The sequence below is a fragment of the Streptomyces sp. VNUA24 genome (assembly GCF_029167005.1).
In the GTDB taxonomy this organism is placed as follows: domain Bacteria; phylum Actinomycetota; class Actinomycetes; order Streptomycetales; family Streptomycetaceae; genus Streptomyces; species Streptomyces scabiei.
Window position 1 is genome coordinate 8,083,723 of record NZ_CP119143.1, and the last position, 21,125, is coordinate 8,104,847.

The 21,125-nt window shown below is 70.7% G+C and carries 16 protein-coding genes; 6 read left to right on the top strand and 10 right to left on the bottom strand.

Translation table 11 applies throughout. The annotated features are described in order from the left end of the window. Positions 1 to 9 precede the first annotated feature (9 nt). Both PYR72_RS34640 and PYR72_RS34645 read right to left on the bottom strand, forming a co-directional pair. Positions 10 to 2,940 (bottom strand): DEAD/DEAH box helicase, encoded by a 2,931-nt coding sequence (locus PYR72_RS34640; RefSeq protein ID WP_275458953.1) that lies wholly within the window; start codon positions 2,938 to 2,940, stop codon positions 10 to 12. Between the two features lie 209 nt (positions 2,941 to 3,149). Further along, positions 3,150 to 4,433 carry a serine/threonine protein kinase gene (locus PYR72_RS34645; protein ID WP_275458954.1) on the bottom strand — a complete coding sequence of 428 codons (1,284 nt, stop codon included), beginning with the start codon at positions 4,431 to 4,433 and terminating at the stop codon, positions 3,150 to 3,152. Between the two features lie 426 nt (positions 4,434 to 4,859). On the opposite strand from PYR72_RS34645, the gene PYR72_RS34650 reads away from it, so the two are divergent. Next, the gene (locus PYR72_RS34650; RefSeq protein ID WP_275458955.1) at positions 4,860 to 6,629 is read left to right on the top strand and encodes a hypothetical protein; all 1,770 of its coding nucleotides are present in this window, start codon (positions 4,860 to 4,862) and stop codon (positions 6,627 to 6,629) included. 99 nt (positions 6,630 to 6,728) lie between these two features. Here PYR72_RS34650 and PYR72_RS34655 read toward each other — a convergent pair whose 3' ends face one another. Next, positions 6,729 to 7,385, bottom strand: a complete 657-nt coding sequence (locus tag PYR72_RS34655) for a maleylpyruvate isomerase N-terminal domain-containing protein (RefSeq protein ID WP_275458956.1) — start codon at positions 7,383 to 7,385, stop codon at positions 6,729 to 6,731. 159 nt (positions 7,386 to 7,544) lie between these two features. Between PYR72_RS34655 and PYR72_RS34660 the strand changes: the two genes are divergently transcribed. Continuing rightward, complete coding sequence (locus PYR72_RS34660; protein WP_275458957.1) at positions 7,545 to 8,798, top strand: hypothetical protein; 1,254 nt, start codon at positions 7,545 to 7,547, stop codon at positions 8,796 to 8,798. Between the two features lie 37 nt (positions 8,799 to 8,835). On the opposite strand, the gene PYR72_RS34665 is transcribed toward PYR72_RS34660, so the two are convergent. After that, positions 8,836 to 9,702 (bottom strand): LLM class F420-dependent oxidoreductase, encoded by an 867-nt coding sequence (locus PYR72_RS34665; protein ID WP_275458958.1) that lies wholly within the window; start codon positions 9,700 to 9,702, stop codon positions 8,836 to 8,838. A 233-nt stretch (positions 9,703 to 9,935) separates the two neighbouring features. Here PYR72_RS34665 and PYR72_RS34670 point away from each other — a divergent pair, with 233 nt between their 5' ends. Next, entirely contained in the window at positions 9,936 to 11,438 is a 1,503-nt protein-coding gene (locus PYR72_RS34670) for a family 43 glycosylhydrolase (protein WP_275458959.1), read from the top strand. Between the two features lie 20 nt (positions 11,439 to 11,458). Beyond that, positions 11,459 to 12,907: a family 43 glycosylhydrolase gene (locus tag PYR72_RS34675; RefSeq protein ID WP_275458960.1), complete on the top strand. Its 1,449-nt coding sequence runs from the start codon at positions 11,459 to 11,461 to the stop codon at positions 12,905 to 12,907. Positions 12,908 to 12,925: 18 nt separating this feature from the next. On the opposite strand, the gene PYR72_RS34680 is transcribed toward PYR72_RS34675, so the two are convergent. From PYR72_RS34680 to PYR72_RS34705, 6 genes are all read right to left on the bottom strand, one after another. Beyond that, on the bottom strand, positions 12,926 to 13,603 hold the full coding sequence (locus PYR72_RS34680; RefSeq protein WP_275458961.1) for a response regulator transcription factor: 678 nt from the start codon (positions 13,601 to 13,603) through the stop codon (positions 12,926 to 12,928). A gap of 108 nt (positions 13,604 to 13,711) precedes the next feature. Further along, entirely contained in the window at positions 13,712 to 15,016 is a 1,305-nt protein-coding gene (locus PYR72_RS34685) for a sensor histidine kinase (RefSeq protein ID WP_275458962.1), read from the bottom strand. Between the two features lie 119 nt (positions 15,017 to 15,135). Beyond that, on the bottom strand, positions 15,136 to 17,352 hold the full coding sequence (locus tag PYR72_RS34690; protein ID WP_275458963.1) for an MMPL family transporter: 2,217 nt from the start codon (positions 17,350 to 17,352) through the stop codon (positions 15,136 to 15,138). 231 nt (positions 17,353 to 17,583) lie between these two features. Next, a complete protein-coding gene (locus PYR72_RS34695) occupies positions 17,584 to 18,117 on the bottom strand; it encodes a hypothetical protein (RefSeq protein WP_275458964.1) in 534 nt (177 codons plus the stop codon). Beyond that, the gene (locus PYR72_RS34700) at positions 18,110 to 18,463 is read right to left on the bottom strand and encodes a MazG-like family protein (protein WP_275458965.1); all 354 of its coding nucleotides are present in this window, start codon (positions 18,461 to 18,463) and stop codon (positions 18,110 to 18,112) included. The genes PYR72_RS34695 and PYR72_RS34700 overlap by 8 nt, the downstream gene beginning before the upstream one ends. Positions 18,464 to 18,626: 163 nt before the next feature. After that, positions 18,627 to 19,172: a DoxX family membrane protein gene (locus PYR72_RS34705; RefSeq protein ID WP_037727831.1), complete on the bottom strand. Its 546-nt coding sequence runs from the start codon at positions 19,170 to 19,172 to the stop codon at positions 18,627 to 18,629. Positions 19,173 to 19,405: 233 nt separating this feature from the next. Here PYR72_RS34705 and PYR72_RS34710 point away from each other — a divergent pair, with 233 nt between their 5' ends. Beyond that, positions 19,406 to 19,732: a nuclear transport factor 2 family protein gene (locus PYR72_RS34710; protein WP_275458966.1), complete on the top strand. Its 327-nt coding sequence runs from the start codon at positions 19,406 to 19,408 to the stop codon at positions 19,730 to 19,732. 65 nt (positions 19,733 to 19,797) lie between these two features. Next, entirely contained in the window at positions 19,798 to 20,949 is a 1,152-nt protein-coding gene (locus PYR72_RS34715) for an aldo/keto reductase (protein WP_275458967.1), read from the top strand. Positions 20,950 to 21,125 lie beyond the last annotated feature (176 nt).

Consider the following 21,125-nt stretch of genomic DNA (forward strand, 5'->3'; position numbering starts at 1 on the left):
GGCGTGGGCTCAGGCCGTGGACGGCGGACGCGCGGGCGCTTCCGGGTCGGGGACCAGGACGGCGAGGACCCGCAGCAGAGGGCGGCCGGTGGTCAGCAGCGAGTCCGCGAGCGACGCGAGCGACTTCTTCGTCCGCTCCCCGGCGAGGGTGGGCTGCTCCCAGTCGCCCAGGCGTGCCTTGTAGTCGTCGATCGGCTTGCGCAGCGGCTCGTCCCAGGCGTCGCGGTGCCGGTCCAGGAAGTGCTCGGCGGCGGTCAGGGCGTCGGGGATGCCGGCCTCCAGCGCGGTCGCCGGTTCGCTGTGGCGCATCGGGTTGGCCATGGTCGGTCCGACCCCGGAGCGGCGCAGCAGGCCCACCATGTCGTCCTCGACGGTGCCGCCCCGCGTCACGCCCATCCACTTGACGACGGTCGGACGGCCGAGCGCGTTGGAGTAGACACCCTGGACCAGGTACGTGGGCTCGGGCACGGCAGCCGTGATGATCAGGGCCTCCTGGCGGCCCAGACGTACCAGGACCTTGTCCGTCAGCCACTCCACCACCGGATGCAGATCCGTGAGCAGGGAGATCTCCGGCCAGCTGGACGTGGACGACTCGCGGGCCCGCTTCAGGCTGTGCTCGGCGAGGCGGCGGTTGAAGGTCACCAACAGCCGTTCACGCAGGCGCTGTTCGCGTACGTAGTCCAGCGGGAGTGCCTTGAGGCGGTGCACCAGGTCGGTGGGCGGGCGGAAGGACAGCAGGCCGGACTCGGTGTCCCGGTGCAGGTCCAGGCTGGTGGTCGCGTCGGGGAACACCTCGCGCAGCGCTTCGTCGAGGAACTCGGCGGTCGACGTGAACAGGCGCGGCACCGCCGCGTTGCCCGCTCCGGCACCGCCCGGTGCCGACCCCTCCGCACCACTTGCCTCGGCGTCCTGCTGATCGCCGTCTTCCCCGCCCGGTTCGGCGCCGTCGCCCACCGAACCGAAGAAGTCCGCGAGGAAGTCGTCCATGGCCGCGTCCGCCTCGGCCTCCGCCCGGTGCGCGTCCAGCGACTCGTCCACCGTACGGCCGCGCAGCAGATCCTGGATGAGGGACTTCTCCTCGGCCTCCGCCCGGTACAGGCCCGTCACCGCCTCGGCCGTGCCCAGCGCCCGGTGCGCCTGGTCCTCCCGGTCCAGCAGTCGCTCCGCCACCACCGTGTCGTCCTTCGCGCCCTCCACCTCACTGGTGAGGATCAGCGCGCGGAACTGCGGCTGGTGCGCCTGCCCGTACCGGTCGATACGGCCGTTGCGCTGCTCGATGCGGATCAGCGACCACGGCACGTCGTAGTGGATCAACTGGTGGCACTGGCGGTGCAGGTTGACGCCCTCGGACGCCACATCGCCGGTCAGCAGGACACGTACGGGCGCGTCCGCCAGGCCGAAGTTTTCCACGCACTGCATCTGCTGCTCGTCCGACAGACCGCCGTGCATCACCCGCGTCGACTCCTCGGCCGCCCGGCCCCGAAAGCCGAGCGCCGCCGGAAGCACCGTACGCAGCCACTCCAGGGTCTGCACCCGCTCGGAGAAGACCACCACCCGCGCGTCCGACTTCGGGCCGACGCCGATCGCCTTCAACTGCTCCACCAGCGCCGCGAACTTCGCCGAGTCCGCCTCCGTCAGCGGCGCCACCAGCTCCTGGAGCGTGCGCAGCGCGGCGAGTTCGGCGCGGGTCGCCGTAGGGTCGTCCTTCTTCTCCAGCGTCTTGATGCGCGCGGTGACCGTCGCCTTCAGGGCGGCGTGCGAGGACAGGAAGGACTTCAGCAGCGTGTACGGGAAGAGGGGCACACTGCTCACTGAGGTGCCGTTCTCGCCGGGCAGCCAAACCGTCGCCAGCTCCTCGAAGATCTTCTCCTCGGCGGGCGTGGCCGCACACCGCACCGACTGGGAGGGACCCCGGTCCGCCCACTGGCCCTTCATCTGCTCGCGGACCTCGGGGCTGATCTTCGTACGGCGGATGAAGAGGTGCTCGATGTCCTCGGCGCGGTAGTGCTCCGGATCGCGGATCGCCGCCGGGTCGAGGAGGCCGATCAGCTCCGCGAACGACTTCGCGTCACCGTTGTGCGGAGTTGCCGAGGCCAGGATCAGGGCGTCGGTGCGCGGGGCCAGGATCTGGGCGAGCTGGTTGCGCAGGGAGCCGCGGTTGATGAGGTTGTGCGACTCGTCGATGACGACCGCGTCCCAGTTGATGCGCTCCAGGTGGTGCTTGTACTGGTCGGTGTTCTTCAGGGTGTCGATCGAGACGATGACCCGCTTGAAGTACGTGAACGGGTTCCGGCCCGCCGGGATCTCCCGCTGGATCCGCTCGATGCCGACCGAGTCCAGCCGTACGAGAGGGATCGCGAACCGGGTCCACAGCTCGTGCTGGAACTGCTCCAGGACGTGCTGCGGGGTGACTACCAGGATTCGCTCGCCACGCCCTCGCCGGATCAGCTCGGCCAGCGTCAGACCGATCTCCAGGGTCTTGCCCAGACCGACCACGTCGGCGATCAGCAGCCGCGGGCGCAGGTTGCGACCCGACAGGGCCAGCTCGGCGGGGCGGCGCTGGTAGGGGAGGGAGTCGAGGAGGAACGAGTCGGCGAGGGCCAGCCGGCGCTCGGACTGCGGCAGCGCCGTCTTGCGCAGGACCGCCTCCAGGAAGAGACGGGAGCGGCGGAAGTTCGACGACTCGTCCCGGACCAGCTTCGTACGGCGGGGGTCGATCAGCTCGATCGTGTCCAGCCCGGTGAAGAACACGGCCTCCTGGTCCCGTACGAAGTCGGACACGCCCACGACATCGACCTTCGCGCCGTCGTGCTCGGTGCGCACGGAGTTCCGCACGAGCCACACCTCGTCGCGCACGAAGACCTGCGCGCCCGCCGGAAACTGGTCCTCCCCGTCAGGGCGAGGGCCGACCGGTGCGGTGCTGCTCTGCTGGGCGGTCACCCGCTGCCTCCCGTGTCCGTCGTGCTGTGCTGTTGTCGCGGTCGCCGCCCGGCTCTCGGCCGGACATGCCGCTCACGCTGTTGTACCGCTCCACTGTGCCGTATGGGCGGCAAAGCGCGTGAACCACCCTCACCGGGGCAGACCCGCAGGTCAATGGTGCGCGGTGTGGTCGTGTCGGGGAGGCGCCTGGAGCGGGGCGCGGACGTTGATCAGAACGCGGCGCGCGCCGCGTAGGCCTCGCGCAGCTGCTGGGCGGTGCGGCGGGCCTGGGCGGAATGGCGCAGGGAACGAGCTGGGGGGCGTCCGGTGGGGCGAGGCTGGGAGGGCACCTCCTGTGGGGCTTGAGGGCCCTGCTGCTCCTCTTGGTCCTCGCCGGTCGGGGGCGCCGGGGGCGGCGCCGGCTGCGCGGGTGGCTCGGTGCGCGGTGCCTGCTCTGGCGGGGCGAGAAGCATGGTGGGCTGGGTATCGGCAGTGGGCACGTCCGCAACCACGGGTACGGTCGGTGGTTCTTCATGGCTCAGCGTGCCTGCCGGATCGGTTACGGCGGGGACGGGAGCAGGAAGGGGCGCGCTTTCCGGCAGGGGCGGCGACAGCAGCGTCGGGAAGTCCTGTGGAGGTGCCGCCGTGTAGGTGGTGAGACGCCGACGTGCCTGGGCGAGCTTCAGCCCTTGCGCCTCGACCAGGCCACGGCACTGCTGGACGACCTCGGTGAGTGCGGGCCGGTCCTGAGCGTGGTGGGACAGCATGGCTGTCAGGAGGGGGACCAGTTCGGGTGGTGTGCCCGTCAGATCGGGTGCGGTCGCCGGATCGGTCACCATGTGGAACAGCACGTGGATGTTGTTCGCGTGATACGGCAGGTGGCCCGTCGCGGCGAACAGCAGAACCGTACCGAGTGCGTACACGTCGACGGCGCTCGTCAGTGGCTTCACACCGTTGGCCTGCTCGGGCGGCATGCAGGACGGGGTGCCCACGACCGTGTTGGCGGCGGTGAGGGAGGCGCTCGACTCGGCGAAGACGGCGAGACCGAAGTCGATGATCTTGGGGCCGTTCGGGCCCAACAGGATGTTCGCGGGCTTCAGGTCCCGGTGCAGCAGTCCCTGCTTGTGCACATAGCCCAGGCCCTCGGCGAGAGTGGCGCCGAGTGACAGGACGAGGAGCGCGGGCAGCGGGCCGTGTGTCACCACGTGCTTGCCGAGGTCCGGCCCCTCCACGTACTCGGTGGCCAGCCAGGGCTGTTCCGCCTCCGCGTCCGCGTCGAGGAGCTGCGCGATCCGCGCGCCCCAGACCGTCTTCAGGATCTCGATCTCCTGCGCGAAGCGCAGTCGGGCCGTCGAATCGACGACCGACGGCTTGATGATCTTCACCGCGGCCGGCTCGCCACCTGGAGACTCGCCCAGGTAGACCTGCCCCATGCCGCCCTGGCCGACCCGGCCCAACAGCTCGAAGCCGCCGATCTGCGTGGGATCCTCGGGGCTGAGCGGCGTCGTCTGCACGTCTGTCCTTCGGTCGGGGCGGCCGGGCGGGCTGTCGAGGAGGTTCGGCAACAAGCTAGCCGATCCGGCTGACAGCCCGCCGCGTACCGACCACCTGTTTGTGGAACTCCGCACCGATCATGCTTCTGGGCGTCTTGCCCGCAGCACACGAGAGCGTGAACCTGGGAGACATCGGCCTCAGGGTGTCGCCACTCCAGCCCGGCCACCTCGACCCGTGCCTTTTCCTCGTGTTCTGTGTTCCGTCGGAGCGGTCGACAACCGCGGCCCGGAGCGGTCTGGACCGCGCCGGGGCCACCCGTGGCTCGACATCAGCCAGTCCGGATCGGCCCGGTGGATTCGTGCCGAAACGCGGGGCGTTGAGCCGTAGACTTCGGCAGTCAACGCGGACAAGGTCTGCTGTTGCGGGCCTGCGGGGGAGGAGATCGCATGGGGGACCCGTCGGACTCGATGGAGATCGCCGAGCCTGAGGAGAACGGCCGGAGCAATATCGCCGACTCGCCTGTTGTGGACGATCCGGTGTCCGACTCGGAGGTCGACTCGACGACGGTGTCGACGGTCCTGGTGGAGGTGCTCCCAGGAGTGGCTGTCGTCGCCGGTGAGGTCCCGCCGGAGCTGAAGCCCGATCTGATCGACTTCGGCATCGTGCCGGCTGCCGACCGCAAGCAGATCTCGGCAATCCTCGCCTCGATCGGGAACGCGGCGACCGTGGTCGGCAATCTCGGAAGCGCCTTCGCCGGCGTGCAGGGGCTCTACAGGATCGACGCCACGACACAGCCCCTGCTGAACAGCGGCGCGACGCTCGCCGTCAAGGACGGCGGGAACCTCGGAGCAGTGATGGTTCCTGGCCGCATCTGGCGTCAGGCCCGCTTCTTCTCCGTGAATGGGGTGAGCAAGGCGCAGACCGCGGCCTCGATCGGGCCGGCGCTGGCCATGGTCGGCCTTCAGATGATGTTGAGTGAGGTCTCGGGCCTCGTCAGGACCAACCTGGCTGTGACCAGTCAGGTCCTCACCGCCATCCGCAAGGAACAGTGGGCAGAACTGACGGGGCTCGTCGCCGCCATCGATCGCGCGGTCGACCAGGCGCGAGAGATCGAATCGGTCCCGACGTCCTTGTGGGAGGACGTCGCGGGTAGTGGAGCGCTGCTGCAGAAGCAGCTTGAGCTCTACCAGGGGAATGTCCGCGACCACGTCAGGCAGATCGGTCGGGCCGACGCACGCAGCCACCGTGAATATCTGCAGACGAACGCCGAGGCGATCGCCTTCGATGCCTACGCCCTCTTGTCCTCCCTCAAGGCATGGACCGGGTATCACGCACTCCGTGCCGCAAGGGCGAGAGTCGCTGGACGCGAAGACGCAGCAGAGGCGCAGTACGCCGAGGTCATCGCGCGTGACACGCGCGCGGGGTTCGACTCCGCTCTCGCCGAATCGACGAGCCTCGTCGACGCGCTGACGCGAGAGCTGCGGATCACCGCCGAACTCCCCGGACCCGACACATGGCCGCTGCCGGGGAAGCGGAAGGACGTGAAGGCAGCCCGAGAGACCTCCGCTCGTCTCCTGGAGGCGATCGAGCCTCTTGCCGACGCTCTCCATCCGCCGGCTCCCCCGCTTGAGGCTCCGGGCGTCGTCTGCGCACCTGAATCGCTGGATGGCGAGCCGTACCTTCGCATCCTGCGATGGCTCCTTGAGGACGGTGAGACCCTACGTGTCCTTGGCTTCCCCGATCAGCTGGATGCTCTCGGTCCCATTTCTGCGATCGTCGGTGGAGCGAAGGAAAAATTGGCGGCAGCAAGGGACAAGACTGCGGCAAAGACACTGGTCGCCGTCACGGATCGCCGCATCATCACGGCCAAGACGAACGCGTTCCTTGAGCAAGCCGAGATCCGGCAAGACATCCCTGCTGACCAAGTGCGATACGTCCGAGCAACGACCACACAGGACAAGAGCGCGCGCTTGGCGATCGACCTCATCACGCGCGACGAGAACATCCGGTGGCTCTTCCACGCCGACATGGACCCCACGCAAGTGGGTGCGCTCGCCGCCGTGCTTGCCGAGTCGATGACGATCCCGGACGTCGAACGCGATGAGCTGCAACGGCGACGCTACGCCCCCATCGAGGCGGGCAAGAAGAGCGAGAGTGCAGGCACGAGGTCTACCGAACCGACTAGACCCGAGGCCACGACCTGCGATGCCGATTAGGCATCGTGTGAGTTGACCTCCGGGAACCAACCGGCCCTCGGTGCGGTTTCTGGATTTCTGCCTCGCGGTGCTTATCCGAGCCAGGTGAACCGGGGTCTCTCAGCCGAGAACGAGCGGCAACTTCGTTGTCATGGAGCCGAGTACGGCCCGCTCCCCATCCGTTGCGCCCCTCCGCCCCGTCCCCACCAACAGCGCGTCCCTGTCCGTGAACGGCCCCGGGAACGCCGCCCCCATGATCCTCTCCAGCGCCGCGCGGGAGTGGGCCAAGCTCTGTTGCGGCGGTCCTGCGGCTTCCGAGAGGTGGGCCGTCAGGTCCAGGTGGTGGAGGGTCCACTCCAGGACGTACGCCGTGAGGTAGTTCTCGACCGTGAGGATCTGGCCCTGGGTGGACACCCGGGCGGCCGGGTCGGCGAGTTCCGCTGCCCGGGCGGCCGCCGCGCCCACGTCGTCCAGGTGGAACTTGAGGAGGGCCATGTCCTCGTACGCCGCCGCCAGGCGGACCGTCAGGGCCGACAGTGGGTCCTCGGCGGACGGGGGTTCGTTCGTGACGTGCCAGTACGTCGTCGCGTCGGCTGTCGGTGTCCCGTCCGCCGGGGTCGCCAAGGTGATCAGGACGTCCTGTGCGTCGATGATCAGGTGGCAGGCGAGGTCTCTCACCAGCCAGCCCGCGCAGCCCGAGGGCTGTGAGAAGTCCTCGTCCGTGAGGTCCGCGACCGTCGCGCGCAGCGCTGACCAGGAGTGTGAGAAAAGGTCCACCCCTGGAAGGTAGTGCAGAGGCGGTTCGATCCATTGACCCTTCGCCGGGCACGCGCTTTCATCGCCTGCACCACCCTCGTGAGTCCTGTGCGCAGGGCCGGGGCGGCGGGGTGCAGGGGGCGGCTGGGGCTGTCCTCGACGAAACGGGGAGCCGAGTTGATGAGACCTTCCTTACGCCTGCTCGTGAACGCCGTTCTGCTGGCGGGCGTCGTGACTCCCGTCCTGCCCGCGCACGCCGATGGCGGGGGCGCGGCGCCCGCCGCGCTCGCCCCGCACACCGAGCGGATCAGCGTCGCGCCCGACGGCACCACCGGCGGCAACAACCACTCCACCGACCCCGTCGTCAGCGCGGACGGGCGCGTCGTCGCCTTCATGTCCTCGGCCACCAACCTGGGGCCCGGCACGGACGTGCGCAACAGCGTGTACTACCGGACCGGGCCCGGGGAGCCGTTGCGGCGCGTCGTCGTGCCGGGGGAGACGACCTCCACCCCGCAACTGTCCGACTCCGGGCGGTATCTGACCTTCGGGTCGTACTCGGCCACCACCGCCATGTCCTCCGTGCACGTCATGGACCTGAGCGACGGCAGCGTCGAGCGGCTTGCGCCCGCCCTGGGCGACGGCTACCGGGCCTCGTACGGCATCGCGCCGATCAGTGCCGACGGGCGGTACGTCGCCTTCGTCGCCCGGCCCGCCGTCGATCCGGAGGCGGGGGCCTTCTCCTGCCGGGTCATGCTGCTCGACCGGAAGACGGGCGCGGTGCGGCGGGTCAGCCGGACGTCGGACGGATCGGGCGGGTCCAAGAACTTCCATCGGTGCGACCAGATCTCCATCAGCGCGGACGGACGCAAGGTCGCCTACCTGGAGGGCTACTCCGGGCCCGCCTCCGACGACCAGGGCGACATCCTCGTCTACGACCGCAGGAGTGGACGTACCGTGCAGGCCGACGTCACCCATGACGGTGCGGCTGCCACGACCTCGTCCGTCGCTCCGGTGCTGAGCGCCGACGGGTCCAAGGTCGCCTTCAACTCCATGGCCACCAACCTGGTCCCGCAGCCCGACACCAACAACGGCTGGAACGCCTTCGTCCGTGACCTGCGCACCGGCACGCTCAAGCGGTACGACGGCCACAGCCCCGCCGATCTCACCCTCGTCTCGGACCTGTCCCGCGACGGCTCGAAGCTGCTGCTCAACACGGCGGACGCGAACCGCGCCACACTCGGGCTGATCCTGCGCGACCTGTGCACCGGGCAGGAGGAACTGCTGTCGCCGGGGCAGGACGGCAGGCCCCTCACCGTGGGCAAGGCGGCGCTGAGCGCGGACGAGTCCACCGTCGTCTTCGACTCCTACTACCCCGGCCTCGTCCCCGAGGACACCAACCTCATCGGGGACGTGTTCGTCCGCACCCTGCGTTGAGCCCCCGAGACGCTCAGTCCCTCAGTCCCTCGGTCCCTCAACCGCTCACCCCGACCACCCCCGCCAACCGCCCCCAAGCCTTCCGAGGCAGCGCATCCCCCGCCCCCTCCTCCAGCACCTGCAGCGCCACATGGTCCGCCCCCGCCGCGTGGAACTCGTCCACCCGCGCCCGGATCCGGTCGTCCTCGCCCCACGCGTACACCGCGTCGACGAGCCGGTCGCTGCCGCCGTCCATCAGGTCCGCCTCGGTGAAGCCGAGGCGGAGGAAGGTGTTCGTGTAGTTCGGGAGGGTCAGGTAGAAGGCCAGGTGGGCGCGGGCGATCGTCCGGGCGCGGTCCGCGTCGGGCTCCAGGATCACCTTCAACTCGGGTGCCAGGAGCGGGCCTTCGCCCAGCGTCTCACGCGCCTCGGCCGTGTGTTCCGGCGTCACCAGGTACGGGTGGGTGCCGGCCGCGCGGTCGCGGGCGAGGCGGAGCATGCGCGGGCCGAGCGCGGCGAGGACCCGGCGGTCGGCGGGCACCCCCGCCGTGTCCAGGGCGTCGAGGTAGGCGACCATCGCCGCGTACGGGCGCCGGTACTGCTCGGCGAGCTTCGCGTGGCTGACGCCGAGGCCGAGGAGGAAGCGGCCGGGGTGGTCGGCTTCCAACTCGGCGAAGCGTACGGCCGTTTCGGCGGCCTCGTGCTGCCAGATGCTCTGGATGCCGGTGGCCACGGTGATGCGTGACGTCGCCTCGACGAGCGGGACGGCGTGGTGGACGGTCGTGCTGCCGCCGAGCCAGATCGCGCCGAAGCCCAGCTCCTCCAACTCCGCTGCCGCCTCGCCGAGTTCGCCGCGCCGGGCGGGGTCCTCCGAGCGCAGTCCGATGCTCCAGATGCCGTAGCGGCCGAGGTTCTGTTTCACCATGAAGGGGCCAACCCGTCGGCCTCCGTGATCTATTCCAGGGCCGGGCTCCAGGGCCGGGCTCCAGGGGCACGGCTCAGGCCCCCGGCGACACAAAATCCCGGCCCATCGTGTCGCATCCATTGACGCCTCTCCCGTCTCACCCTTACCTTCTGGCCGAAGTTACGCACAATGTTCGATATTGCGAACGGATCGAACAACTCCCCCCTCCAGAGCCGCCCCCGAAGGGACTTGTCGTGTTCCGCATCCAAGTCCGTCACTGGGTGACACTGAGCGCCGCGCTGCTGGCCCTCTTCGCGTCACTCCTCGCCGTCCAGCCGGCCCCGCCCGCCGCCGCGGCCGACGGCAGGCCGTTCACCAATCCGGTCAAGTCGCAGAAGGGCGCCGACCCTTGGCTGGAGTACTACAACGGCAACTACTACCTGGTGACGACCTCGTTCACCGGTGAGCTGACCATGCGGAAGTCGCCCACGCTGGCCGGGCTGAGCACCGCGCCCAGCGTGCAGGTGTGGTCGGACAGCACGAGCACCCGCAACTGGAACATGTGGGCCCCGGAGATCCACTTCCTCGACGGCAAGTGGTACCTGTACTACTCCGCCGGGCCGCGGGGCTCCGCCTGCTGCGACGACCAGCGGACGTACGTACTGGAGAGCGCGGGGTCCGACCCCCTGGGGCCGTACACCTTCAAGAACCAGCTCGCCGGGTCCAACCTCAACCCGGGCGGCTGGCTCATCGACGCCAGTGTGCTCAAGCACGACGGCAAGCTGTACCTGCTCGGCAGCGGTTCGGCCGGCGGCAGCAAGCAGAGCCTCGTCATCGCGCCGCTCAGCAACCCCTACACCCTCGCCTCCTCCACGTTCACCGTCATCTCCAGCCCCACGCTGAGCTGGGAGACACAGAGCGGTGAGGTGAACGAGGGTCCCGAGCCGCTCTACCGGGGCGGCCGCACCTTCCTCGTCTACTCCGCGAGCGCCTGCTGGGGCCCCGACTACAAGCTCGGCCAGCTCGAACTCACCGGTTCCGACCCGCTGCTGGCGTCCTCCTGGACGAAGAAGCAGACGCCGGTCTTCCAGCGCAGTGACGCCAACGGTGTCTACGCGCCCGGCCACAACGGGTTCTTCACCTCGCCGGACGGCACCGAGAACTGGATCGTCTACCACGCCAACGACGCCGCGGGCGACGGCTGCGACAACGGCCGGACGACCCGCGCCCAGAAGTTCACCTGGAACGCCGACGGCACCCCGAACTTCGGCACCCCGGTCGCCCTCGGGGCCACCCTCGCCGGTCCCTCCGGCGAGACGGCGACGACGCCGACCGCGTACACCATCGTCAACCGCAACAGCGGCAAGTGCCTGGACGTGAGCGGGGGGAACGCGGCCGACGGCACCAATATCGCCCAGTGGACCTGCAACGGCGGGGCCAACCAGAAGTGGCGGGTCGAGGACCGGGCCGACGACACCAGCCGTCTGGTCAACGTCGCCACCGGCAAGGTCGCCGACATCGCCGAGTGCGCAGCCGCCGACGGCACCGACGTTCGGCAGTGGTCGTGGCTGAACAACACCTGCCAGAAGTTCCGTCTGGTCTACCTCGGCGGTGACCACGTCCGGATCGTCAACGCCTCCACCGGCAAGGTCATGGACGTCGCCGACTGCGGTACCGCCAACGGCACCGACGTACGCCAGTGGTCGTGGCTGAACAACACCTGCCAGCAGTGGCGGCTCGTCCCCACGACCGCCTGAACCAGGAGACACCCCTACCCATGAGACAGCTCTTCACCAAGGCCGCCGTGGCCGGTGCCGCGGCGCTCGCCGTGCTCACCACCATGGCCACCCCCGCCCAGGCGGCCGCGCCGGCCTCTCCCGCCGTCACCTTCACCAACCCGGTGGCCGAGCAGCGGGCCGATCCGCACATCTTCAAGCACACCGACGGCTACTACTACTTCACGGCCACCGTCCCCGCCTACGACAGGATCGTCATGCGGCGGTCCACCACCCTCCAGGGCCTCTCCACGGCCACGGAGACCACCATCTGGACCAAGCACGCCAGCGGTGACATGGGCGCGCACATCTGGGCCCCGGAGATCCACTTCATCGACGGCAAGTGGTACGTGTACTTCGCGGCCGGTGCCTCCAACGACATCTGGAAGATCCGCCCGTACGTCCTGGAGACCGGCGCGGCCAACCCGCTGACCGGTACCTGGACCGAGAAGGGCCGTATCTCGCTGCCCCTGGACACGTTCTCGCTGGACGCCACCACCTTCACCGTCGGCTCCACCCGCTACCTCAGCTGGGCGCAGAACGACCCGGCGGTCGGCAGCGGCACCAACCTGTACCTGGCGAAGATGTCCAACCCCTGGACCATCAGCGGCAGTCCGGTGATGATCTCCAAGCCGGAGTACTCCTGGGAGACCGTCGGTCACCGCGTCAACGAGGGCCCGGCCGTGATCCAGCGCAACGGCAAGGTCTTCATGAGCTACTCGGCCAGCGCCACCGACGCCAACTACTGCCTCGGCCTGCTGACCGCCTCCGCGACCGCGGACCTGATGAACCCCGCCTCCTGGGCGAAGAGTTCGGCGCCGGTCCTCAGGAGCAACGACCGGACCGGCCAGTACGGCCCCGGCCACAACACCTTCACCACGTCCGAGGACGGAAAGTCCGACATCCTCGTCTACCACGACCGCAACTACAAGGACATCAGCGGCGATCCGCTCAACGACCCCAACCGCCGCACCCGTTACCAGAAGCTGTACTGGAACGCCGACGGCACACCCAACTTCGGCATCCCCGTCGCCGACGGCGCGACCCCGGTCCGGCTCTCCTCGTTCAACTTCCCGGACAAGTTCATCCGGCACTGGGAGTACCGCGCCAAGCTGGAGGGCAACGTCACCAACCTCGCCGACTCGCAGTTCCGGATCGTCACCGGCCTGACGGGCAGCGGCACGGTCTCGCTGGAGTCGGCGAACTTCCCCGGCTACTACCTGCGCCACAAGAACAACGAGGTGTGGGTGGAGAAGGACGACGGCACGGCCCTCTTCGACGCCGACGCCTCCTTCTTCCAGCGGGCCGGTCTCGCCGACACCGCGGCCGGGGTCTCGTACGAGTCGTACAACTTCCCCGGCCGGTACATCCGGCACTACGAGAACCTGATGTACACCCAGCCGGTCAGCACGGCCCTCGACCGGCAGGACGCCACGTTCTACAAGGAGTAGACCGGCCGGAGGGGACCCTCACTCCGGCGGGGTGACCCGCACCAGGCCCGACTGGTACGCCATGACGACCAGTTGGGCCCGGTCGCGGGCCCCCAGCTTCGTCATCGCCCGGTGGACATGGGTCCGTACCGTCAGGGGGCTGACGTACAGCTTCTCCGCGATCTCGTCGTTGGAGCTGCCCTCGGCGGCCAGGGACATCACCTCGCGTTCACGGCTGGTGAGCGTGCTCAGCCGCTCGGGGGTGGTGAGCCGGCTGCCGGGGGCCGGGGCGGCGAGGAAGCGGGTGATGAGGGTACGGGTGGCGGCGGGGGACAGGAGCGTGTCGCCCGCGGCCACCGTGCGGATGCCGTCGAGGAGCAGGTCGGCGGTGACGTCCTTGCCCAGGAAGCCGCTGGCGCCGGAGCGCAGCGCCTGGGCCACGTACTCGTCGATCTCGAAGGTCGTGAGGATCAGTACGCGGGTGTCGGCCAGCTCCTCGTCGGCGCAGATCACGGACGTGGCGGTGAGCCCGTCGGTGCCGGGCATCCGGATGTCCATGAGGACCACGTCGGGGCGGTGGACGCGGACGAGGTCGACCGCCTCCTGACCGTCGGCGGCCTCGGCCACCACCTCCATGTCCGGGCAGGAGTCGACGAGGATCCGGAACGTGGCCCGCAGCAGGGCTTGGTCGTCGGCGAGCAGGACGCGAATCGTCATGGTGCTGTTCTACTTCCGCTCGTCGATCGTCATGGTGCTGTTCTACTTCCACAGGTCGATCGGCATGGTGCTGGTCTACTTCCGCTCGTCGATCGGCATGGTGCCGTTCTACTTCCGCAGGTCATGGGTGGCGGCTGCCGCGTCCGGTGCGGGGGTGACGGGGCGGGTACGGACGCGGGGGCGCAGCGGGAGGTCGGTGGTGACCTCGAAGCCGCCCCCGGGACGGCGGCCGGCGCTCAGACAGCCGCCGACGGACTGGGCGCGCTCGCGCATGCCGATCAGCCCGAAGCCCCGGCCGGGGCCGGGCGGGCCGCCGGGACCGGGCGAGGGCGAACCGCCGGGACCTGGCGTGCCGTCGTCGGTGACCGTGATCGTCAGATGGGCCTCCTCGTACACGAGGCGGATGTGCGCCGCGTCCACCGCGGCATGCTTGCTGACGTTGGTGAGGGCCTCCTGCACGATCCGGTAGGCGGTTAGGTCCACTCCGGGGTCGAGCGGCCCGGGGACACCCTCCGTGGCGACGGTGACCGTGAGACCGGCGGACTCGCAGGCGACCGCCAGCTCCGGGAGCTGGCCGAGGCCGGGGGTGGGCGCCAGCGGGGCCTCGGGGTCGTCGGGCCGCCGCAGCACCCCGACCGTGCCCTTCAGCTCGCGCAGCGCCGCCGAGGTGGTGGCGGTCAGGTCGGTGAGGATGCGGTGGGCCTGCTCCGGATCCGTACGGGTGAGGTGCGCGGCGGTGCCCGCCTGGGCGTTGGCCAGGGCCAGGTGGTGGGCGACCACGTCGTGCAGGTCGCGGGCGATGCGCATCCGTTCCTCGGTGACCCGCAGACGGGCCTCCTCCTCCCGGGTGCGCTCGGCGTGCTCGGCGCGGGCCTGCACCGACTTCAGATAGGCCCGCCGCGCCAGTGCGCCCCGGCCCGCGGCGAGCGGCAGCAGCAGCCAGAAGGCGGGGCCGATGGTCCTGAGCACCAGAGAGAGCTGGTCCATGGAGTCGGAGAACACCGCGGCCAGCGTCATCGCCGCGATGGTGGTGCAGCCGTAGACACGGGTGGTCCGACGGTCGGTGAGCGAGGCCAGCCAGTAGAGCGACGCCATGATCGGCGCCAGCAGCAGGGGGGTGAGCAGATAGCCCAGCGCGACGGCGACGCAGGTGCAGACCGCGGTCACGACGAGGGTGAAGCGCGGATAGGCGCGGTGCTTCAGCAGCGCCAGACACGACACGCCCATCAGCGCCACACCGACCTTGTCCTGGTCCGGGGGCCTGGCGCCCGGCAGGGTGAGCGCGCTGCCGAGGGTGGCGCAGCCCATCAGCGCCAGGGCCAGGACCAGGTCGACGACGACGTGGTGGCGGTCGGAGAACTCCTCCAGGCGGTCCGTGTAACGCCGTTCCCGGCTGAGGGGACGAAGGCTCATCGGTGACTCCGGTCGGTGGACTGGGACCATCGTGGTCGACACGGCGGGGGAACGCCCCGGGGGCCGCCCGTGTCGTTCGCCACGGGCGGCCCGGGTGGGGGGCGGGGGAGCAGCCGGAATCAGGTGCGGGTGACTTCCAGCTCGGCCGTCTCGGCGGCGGCCGGGGCCGGAGCCGCGTCGGCGTGACGGGTCAGCGCCTCACCCTCCACGTCCACCCGCGGCAGCGCCCGGTCCAGCCACTTCGGCAGCCACCAGGCCCGGTCGCCGAGCAGGGTGAGCACGGCCGGCACGATCGCCATCCGGACGACGAACGCGTCGAACAGGACCGCCGAGGCCAGCCCGAACCCGATCATCTTGATCATGGAGTCGCTCTCGCCGATGAACCCGGCGAACACCGCGATCATGATCAGCGCGGCGGCCACCACCACCCGGGCGCTGTGCCGGAAGCCGCTGGTGATCGCCTCGTCGGCCCGGTCGCCATGGACGTACGCCTCCCGCATCCGCGAGACGAGGAACACCTCGTAGTCCATCGCGAGGCCGAACACGATGCCCACCAGGAAGATCGGCATCAGGCTCATGATCGGGCCGGTCTGCTCCACCCCCAGGATCTCCGCGCCGTGACCCTGCTGGAACACCAGGACCACCACACCGAGCGAGGCGAGCACCGACAGCAGGAAGCCGGCGGCGGCCTTCAGCGGCACGAGCAGGGAGCGGAAGACGACCATCAGCAGGAGGACCGCCAGACCCACCACGACCAGCAGATACGGGACCAGCGCGGACTGCACCTTGCCGGAGATGTCGATGTTCAGCGCGGTGGTGCCGGTCACCTCGAACGTCGCTCCCGTCCCGGACTCGATCGCGGGCCGCTCGTCGCGGATCACGGTCACCAGGTCCTTGGTCCTCTCGTCCGTCGGCGCGGTCGCCGGCACCGCCGAGAAGACGGCGGTGTCGCCGGCCTCGTTGAACTGCGGGGGCGAGACCGACACGATCCCCTTGGTGTCCCCGATCTCCTCGGCGACCTTCTCCGCGGCGCCCTTGGCGTCGTCGGCGCCCCGGGCGTCCACCACGATCGTCAGCGGCCCGTTGAAGCCGGGCCCGAAGCCCTCGGCGAGCGCGTCGTAGGCCCGCCGCTCGGTGGTGGACGTCGACTTGGCCTCGTCACCGGGCATGCCCAGCTGCAGATCGGTCATCGGGATCGCGAGGGCGCCGAGCCCGACGACGCCGAGGAGCAGGACGGGCACCGGGCGGCGCAGCACGAACCGGGACCAGCGGGTGCCGCCGTTGTCCCCGGCCTCCTCCTCGATACGGCCGCTCTTGCGGGCCTTGCGCGAGAGCACGGCGTTCGGCCAGCAGCCGAGGACGGCCGGCACCAGGGTCAGCGCGATCAGGACGGCGACGACGACCGCGCCCGCGGCGGCCAGCCCCATCTTCGTCAGCATGGGGATGCCGACCACGGTCAGTCCGGCCAGCGCGATGACCACGGTGAGCCCGGCGAACACCACCGCCGAGCCGGCCGTGCCGGTGGCCAGCGCGGTCGCCTCCTCGGGCGTACGGCCCCCGGCACGCTCCTCGCGGTAGCGGGAGACGACGAACAGGGCGTAGTCGATGCCGACCGCGAGGCCCAGCATCATCGCGAGGGTGCCGGTCGTGGTGGACAGGCCGAGGGCCTCCGACAGGACCATGATCGTGGCCATGCTGAGGCCGACGCCGACGAGCGCGGTCAGCAGCGGCAGCCCGGCGGCGGCCAGCGAGCCGAAGGTCACCAGCAGGACGACGGCGGCGAGGGCGACACCGATGATCTCGGCCGCCCCGCCCGGACCGCCCTGGTCCGCCACCGCGGTACCACCGGCCTCGACGGTCAGCCCGAACCTCTGGGCCTCGTGGAGCGTGTCCTCCAGATGGGTCCGGCTCGCGTCGCTGAGGTCGGCCGCCGTGACCTTGTAGGTGACGGTCGCGTACGCCGTCGTGCCGTCCTGGCTGACCGCCCGCGCCCGGAACGGGTCGACGGCGCTCGCCACCTGCGAGCCGTCCGCCAGATCGGCCACCGTCTCCTCGACGGCCTTCTTGTTCTCGGAGGCGGTGATCTTCTCGCCGTTCGGGGCGACGAAGACGACCCGGGCGGTGGCGCCGTCCGCGGTGACGCCCGGGAAGCGCTGCTCCAGCAGGTCGAACGCCTTCTGGGACTCGATGCCCGGCATGGAGAACTCCTCGTCGGAGGCTCCCGGGGCCTTGAGGGCGCCGACACCGACGGCGCCCAGGACGGCCACCCACATCAGGATGACGTACCAGCGTTTGCGGAAGGCCAGCCGGCCCAGCCGATGCAGGAAGGTTGCCATGAGGCGCGGGTCTCCACGTCAGAGGTCGGGGATGAGGGGATGAACAGGGGGTCTCGGATACCCGCCCAGACTCCCGGCCGGTGCCCCCTCACGTCGTCGTGCGGCTGCCGACAATCCCCGGTACTCAGAACGCAGTACGGCGCGGCCTCCGGGTCACCCCGGGGGATGACCGGGGCGCGCCGGAGGCCGCGTGAACAGGGCGCGCCTACATGCCTCCTGAGCGGGGTGCGCCTACATGGAGTGCAGGGTGTCGCGGGAGGACTTGATGAAGGCCCTCAGCGCGTCCCAGAACGGCGAGTAGCAGCCGTCGAAGCGCGCGATGGCACCGGTGTCGCCCTCGATCATGGCCTCGATCGCCTTGTGGAAGGGGCTCGTCGCCCGCCTGACGGTGTTGGCGAGTGCGGCGACGTCCTCGGGCCCCTCCAGCGAGACCACCCAGGTGAGGTTCCGCAGCGCGGCGTACTCGTCCCGCTGCCGCTCCCGCAGCCGCCGCAGTTCCTCGACATGCTCCGGCCCGAATCCGTCCTCGGCGCCCCGCACCACGTCGGACACCTTCCAGTGCACGTCGTTCAGCCGCTGTGCCTGCTCCATGAACTCCGCGTACGCCGTCCGGCGCGCCGCCCGCAGCCGCTCCACGCGCTGCGCGTCCGCCGTCGTGTCCGCCTGTATCCGCGCCGCCCGCGCGGTCCCCCGGCTCGTCACCCAGCTCGCGAGGACGGCGGTGCCGGCGGTGAGCGCGGCGATCCAGAACGCGCCGTCACCCATGGCCGGGCCCCAGCGAACGTGCGGTGACCCCGTCCAGATGCGCGGTGAAGACGGCGCGGGCGTCCGGGGTGAGGGTGCGCAGGGCGACCAGGGCCGTGACGACCACGTCGCACAGCTCCGAACCGACGTCGTCCCAGGTGTGGGTGACGCCCTTGCGGGGGTTCTGGCCGGTCACGCCGATGACCGCCTGCGCGACCTCGCCGACCTCCTCCTGCAGTTTCAGCATCCGCAGCAGCAGGCCCTCCCGGCCGCCGTGCGGTTGGTCCGCCTCCAGCCAGGCGTGCAGGCGGGAGACGGACTGCCAGAGGTGGTCGTCGGGGTCGGCGGAGTGCCGCTGCTCGCTCATGGGCGCAGCCTGTCACGCCCCGGTGGCAGCCAGGGGCGGACCGCGTAAGTGACCGCTGTCCGGCGGGAGTCGAGGCTGTCCTCCGGCAGGAGCCGGGGCAGTTGCCGCCGGGCGAAGGGCGGTTACCGGGCTTCTCGGGTTCCCCGGGCCCGGGAGCGACGGGTCACTCCTCGAACAGCGCCTCCTGCTCGCCCTCCTTCTCCTTGCGCACCCGCTGGTTGCGCATCCCCACGACCACCGCCGTCACCGCGGCCGTACCGGCCAGCGCCACGGGGACCATCCAGCCGCGGTCGAAGACATGACGGAACGCGTGGTCGAGGGAGAGCCGGCCGGGGCCGGTGACCGCGAGGCCGGCCGCGGCCAGACCCAGGGTCGCGGCGTACTCGTAGCCGCCCTCGGCGGCGAAGAACCCGTTGGGCGTGTGGATCGCGGTCGCGCCGCCCATCGCCCCCGCCGCGGCCGCACCGGCCGCCGGCGTCGCGAGGCCCAGTGCGAGCAGCGCCCCGCCACCCGTCTCGGCCAGCCCGGCGGCGGTGGCGCTCGCCCGGCCGGGCGTATACCCGACGGACTCCATGAAGGCGCCGGTCCCCTCGATGCCGTGCCCGCCGAACCAGCCGAACAGCTTCTGCGTGCCGTGCGCGGCGAGAACGCCGCCCGTACCCAGCCGGAGCAGCAACAGCCCCAGATCACGTCGGTCGAACGAGGTCATGACCACTCCCGAACAGCAGAGGTACCGCGGCGGTACCGGCGGAGAAGACGACAGTGCGCACGTGCGTACATCCCCCGTGGACACACGCGTACGTCCCCCCGCGTATCCACCGTCGCACCGATGACACCTTCCCGACCCGCTCGCGCGCCCGTTCGGGTGCCCGTTCGAGTGCCGGCCGTCCCGTCGCGCGCCTCCGGTGGCGGACCGTCGCCCCCGGTGTGAGGCTGGCCGCCATGACGATCGCACCCGCCAAACTCAGCGACCCGGCCGTCCGGGCCTTCGTCGCCGCGGTGAACGCCCACGACCAGAACGCCTTCTTCGCGCTCCTCACGGACGACGCGACCATGTCGGACGACGGCTCCGACCGCGACCTCACCGACTGGACCGACCGGGAGATCTTCTCCTCGCACGGCCACATGGAGGTCCAGCGCGAGTCCGCCGGCGGTCGCGCCCTGGTCGCCAACTACCGCAACGACACCTGGGGCGAGATGCGCACCGCGTGGCGCTTCACGGTGTCGGAGGACGGCCGGATCAGCCGCTTCGAGACGGGCCAGGCGTAGGAGCGCGCGAAGCCGGGGCCGGGGGCTTGTGTTCGCGTGCGCTCCAACTCCTACCGTTCGTGGGCATGGAGACGAACACGCACCCCGGGCAGGACACGCACACGGCCCCGAACACGCACACGGCCCCGCACGCGCACACGCCCCCGCACGCGCACACGCCCCCGCACGCGCACACGCCCCCGCACGCGCACACGCCCCCGCACGCGCACACGCCCCCGCACGCGCACCCCGACCCGTACACCAGGTCCCTCGGCCGCAGCGGCATCCGGGTCAGTGCCCTCGGTTTCGGCTGCTGGGCGATCGGCGGCGAGTGGCAGGCCGCCGACGGACAGCCGCTCGGCTGGGGGAAGGTGGACGACGAGGAGTCCGTACGGGCGGTCCACCGCGCCCTCGACCTCGGCGTCACCTTCTTCGACACGGCCGACGCGTACGGCACCGGGCACAGCGAGCGGGTCCTCGGCCGCGCCCTCGGCAAGCGCCGCGCGGACGTCGTCGTGGCCACCAAGTGGGGCAACGTCTTCGACACGGCCACCCGCACCCTCACCGGCCAGGACGACACCCCGGCCCACGCGCGCCGCGCCCTCACCGCCTCCCTGGACCGTCTGGGCACCGACCACGTCGACCTGTACCAGTTCCACCTCTCCGACGCCGATCCCGAGCGCGCGGCCCTGCTGCGCGACGCCTGCGAGGAGTTCGTGCGCGAGGGGCTGATCCGGGCCTACGCGTGGAGCACCGACGACCCGGACCGCGCCGCCGTGTTCGCCGAGGGACCGCACTGCGCGGCCGTCCAGCACCGGCTGAACATCCTCCAGGACGCGCCCGGACTCCTCGCGCTGGCCGAGGAGTACGACCTGGCGAGCATCAACCGCAGCCCCCTCGCCATGGGGCTGCTCACCGGCAAGCACACCCCGGGGCGCGCCCTGGACGCCGGAGACATCCGCAGCACCCCGCCCGCGTGGCTGGAGGGCTTCACCGCCGGCGGAGGCGGCGACCCCGAGTGGCTCGGCCGGGTCGAGGCGCTGCGCGAGATCCTGACCACCGGGGGCCGTACGCTCGCGCAGGGCGCGCTCGCGTGGATCTGGGCCCGTAGCCCGCGGACCGTGCCCATCCCCGGTTTCCGCTCGGTCGCCCAGGCCGAGGAGAACGCGGGCGCCCTCGCGAAGGGACCGCTCACCGCGGACCAGGTGGCCGAGATCGACCGGATCCTGGGACGGTGAACGGCCCGCACGGCGGCGAGGGAGCCACCTCGTCCTGACGGAAACGCCGGTGGGCAGCCGTTCCGCGCTCCGGTGCTCACCCCGCGGTCCCACGCGAGGTCCGCCCCCTTCCGGAGCATGGAACGGCTGCCACCTCCCCCCTCGGGTTGGTCACGGAAGCCTCCGCCTCCAAGTGT

Bases quoted from the DNA above. Each gene is read 5' to 3' on its own strand.
- PYR72_RS34650 (WP_275458955.1), top strand. From the start codon at position 4,860: ATGGGGGACCCGTCGGACTCGATGGAGATCGCCGAGCCTGAGGAGAAC.
- PYR72_RS34660 (WP_275458957.1), top strand. From the start codon at position 7,545: ATGAGACCTTCCTTACGCCTGCTCGTGAACGCCGTTCTGCTGGCGGGC.
- PYR72_RS34665 (WP_275458958.1), bottom strand. From the start codon at position 9,702: ATGGTGAAACAGAACCTCGGCCGCTACGGCATCTGGAGCATCGGACTG.
- PYR72_RS34675 (WP_275458960.1), top strand. From the start codon at position 11,459: ATGAGACAGCTCTTCACCAAGGCCGCCGTGGCCGGTGCCGCGGCGCTC.
- PYR72_RS34680 (WP_275458961.1), bottom strand. From the start codon at position 13,603: ATGACGATTCGCGTCCTGCTCGCCGACGACCAAGCCCTGCTGCGGGCC.
- PYR72_RS34685 (WP_275458962.1), bottom strand. From the start codon at position 15,016: ATGAGCCTTCGTCCCCTCAGCCGGGAACGGCGTTACACGGACCGCCTG.
- PYR72_RS34690 (WP_275458963.1), bottom strand. From the start codon at position 17,352: ATGGCAACCTTCCTGCATCGGCTGGGCCGGCTGGCCTTCCGCAAACGC.
- PYR72_RS34695 (WP_275458964.1), bottom strand. From the start codon at position 18,117: ATGGGTGACGGCGCGTTCTGGATCGCCGCGCTCACCGCCGGCACCGCC.
- PYR72_RS34700 (WP_275458965.1), bottom strand. From the start codon at position 18,463: ATGAGCGAGCAGCGGCACTCCGCCGACCCCGACGACCACCTCTGGCAG.
- PYR72_RS34705 (WP_037727831.1), bottom strand. From the start codon at position 19,172: ATGACCTCGTTCGACCGACGTGATCTGGGGCTGTTGCTGCTCCGGCTG.
- PYR72_RS34710 (WP_275458966.1), top strand. From the start codon at position 19,406: ATGACGATCGCACCCGCCAAACTCAGCGACCCGGCCGTCCGGGCCTTC.
- PYR72_RS34715 (WP_275458967.1), top strand. From the start codon at position 19,798: ATGGAGACGAACACGCACCCCGGGCAGGACACGCACACGGCCCCGAAC.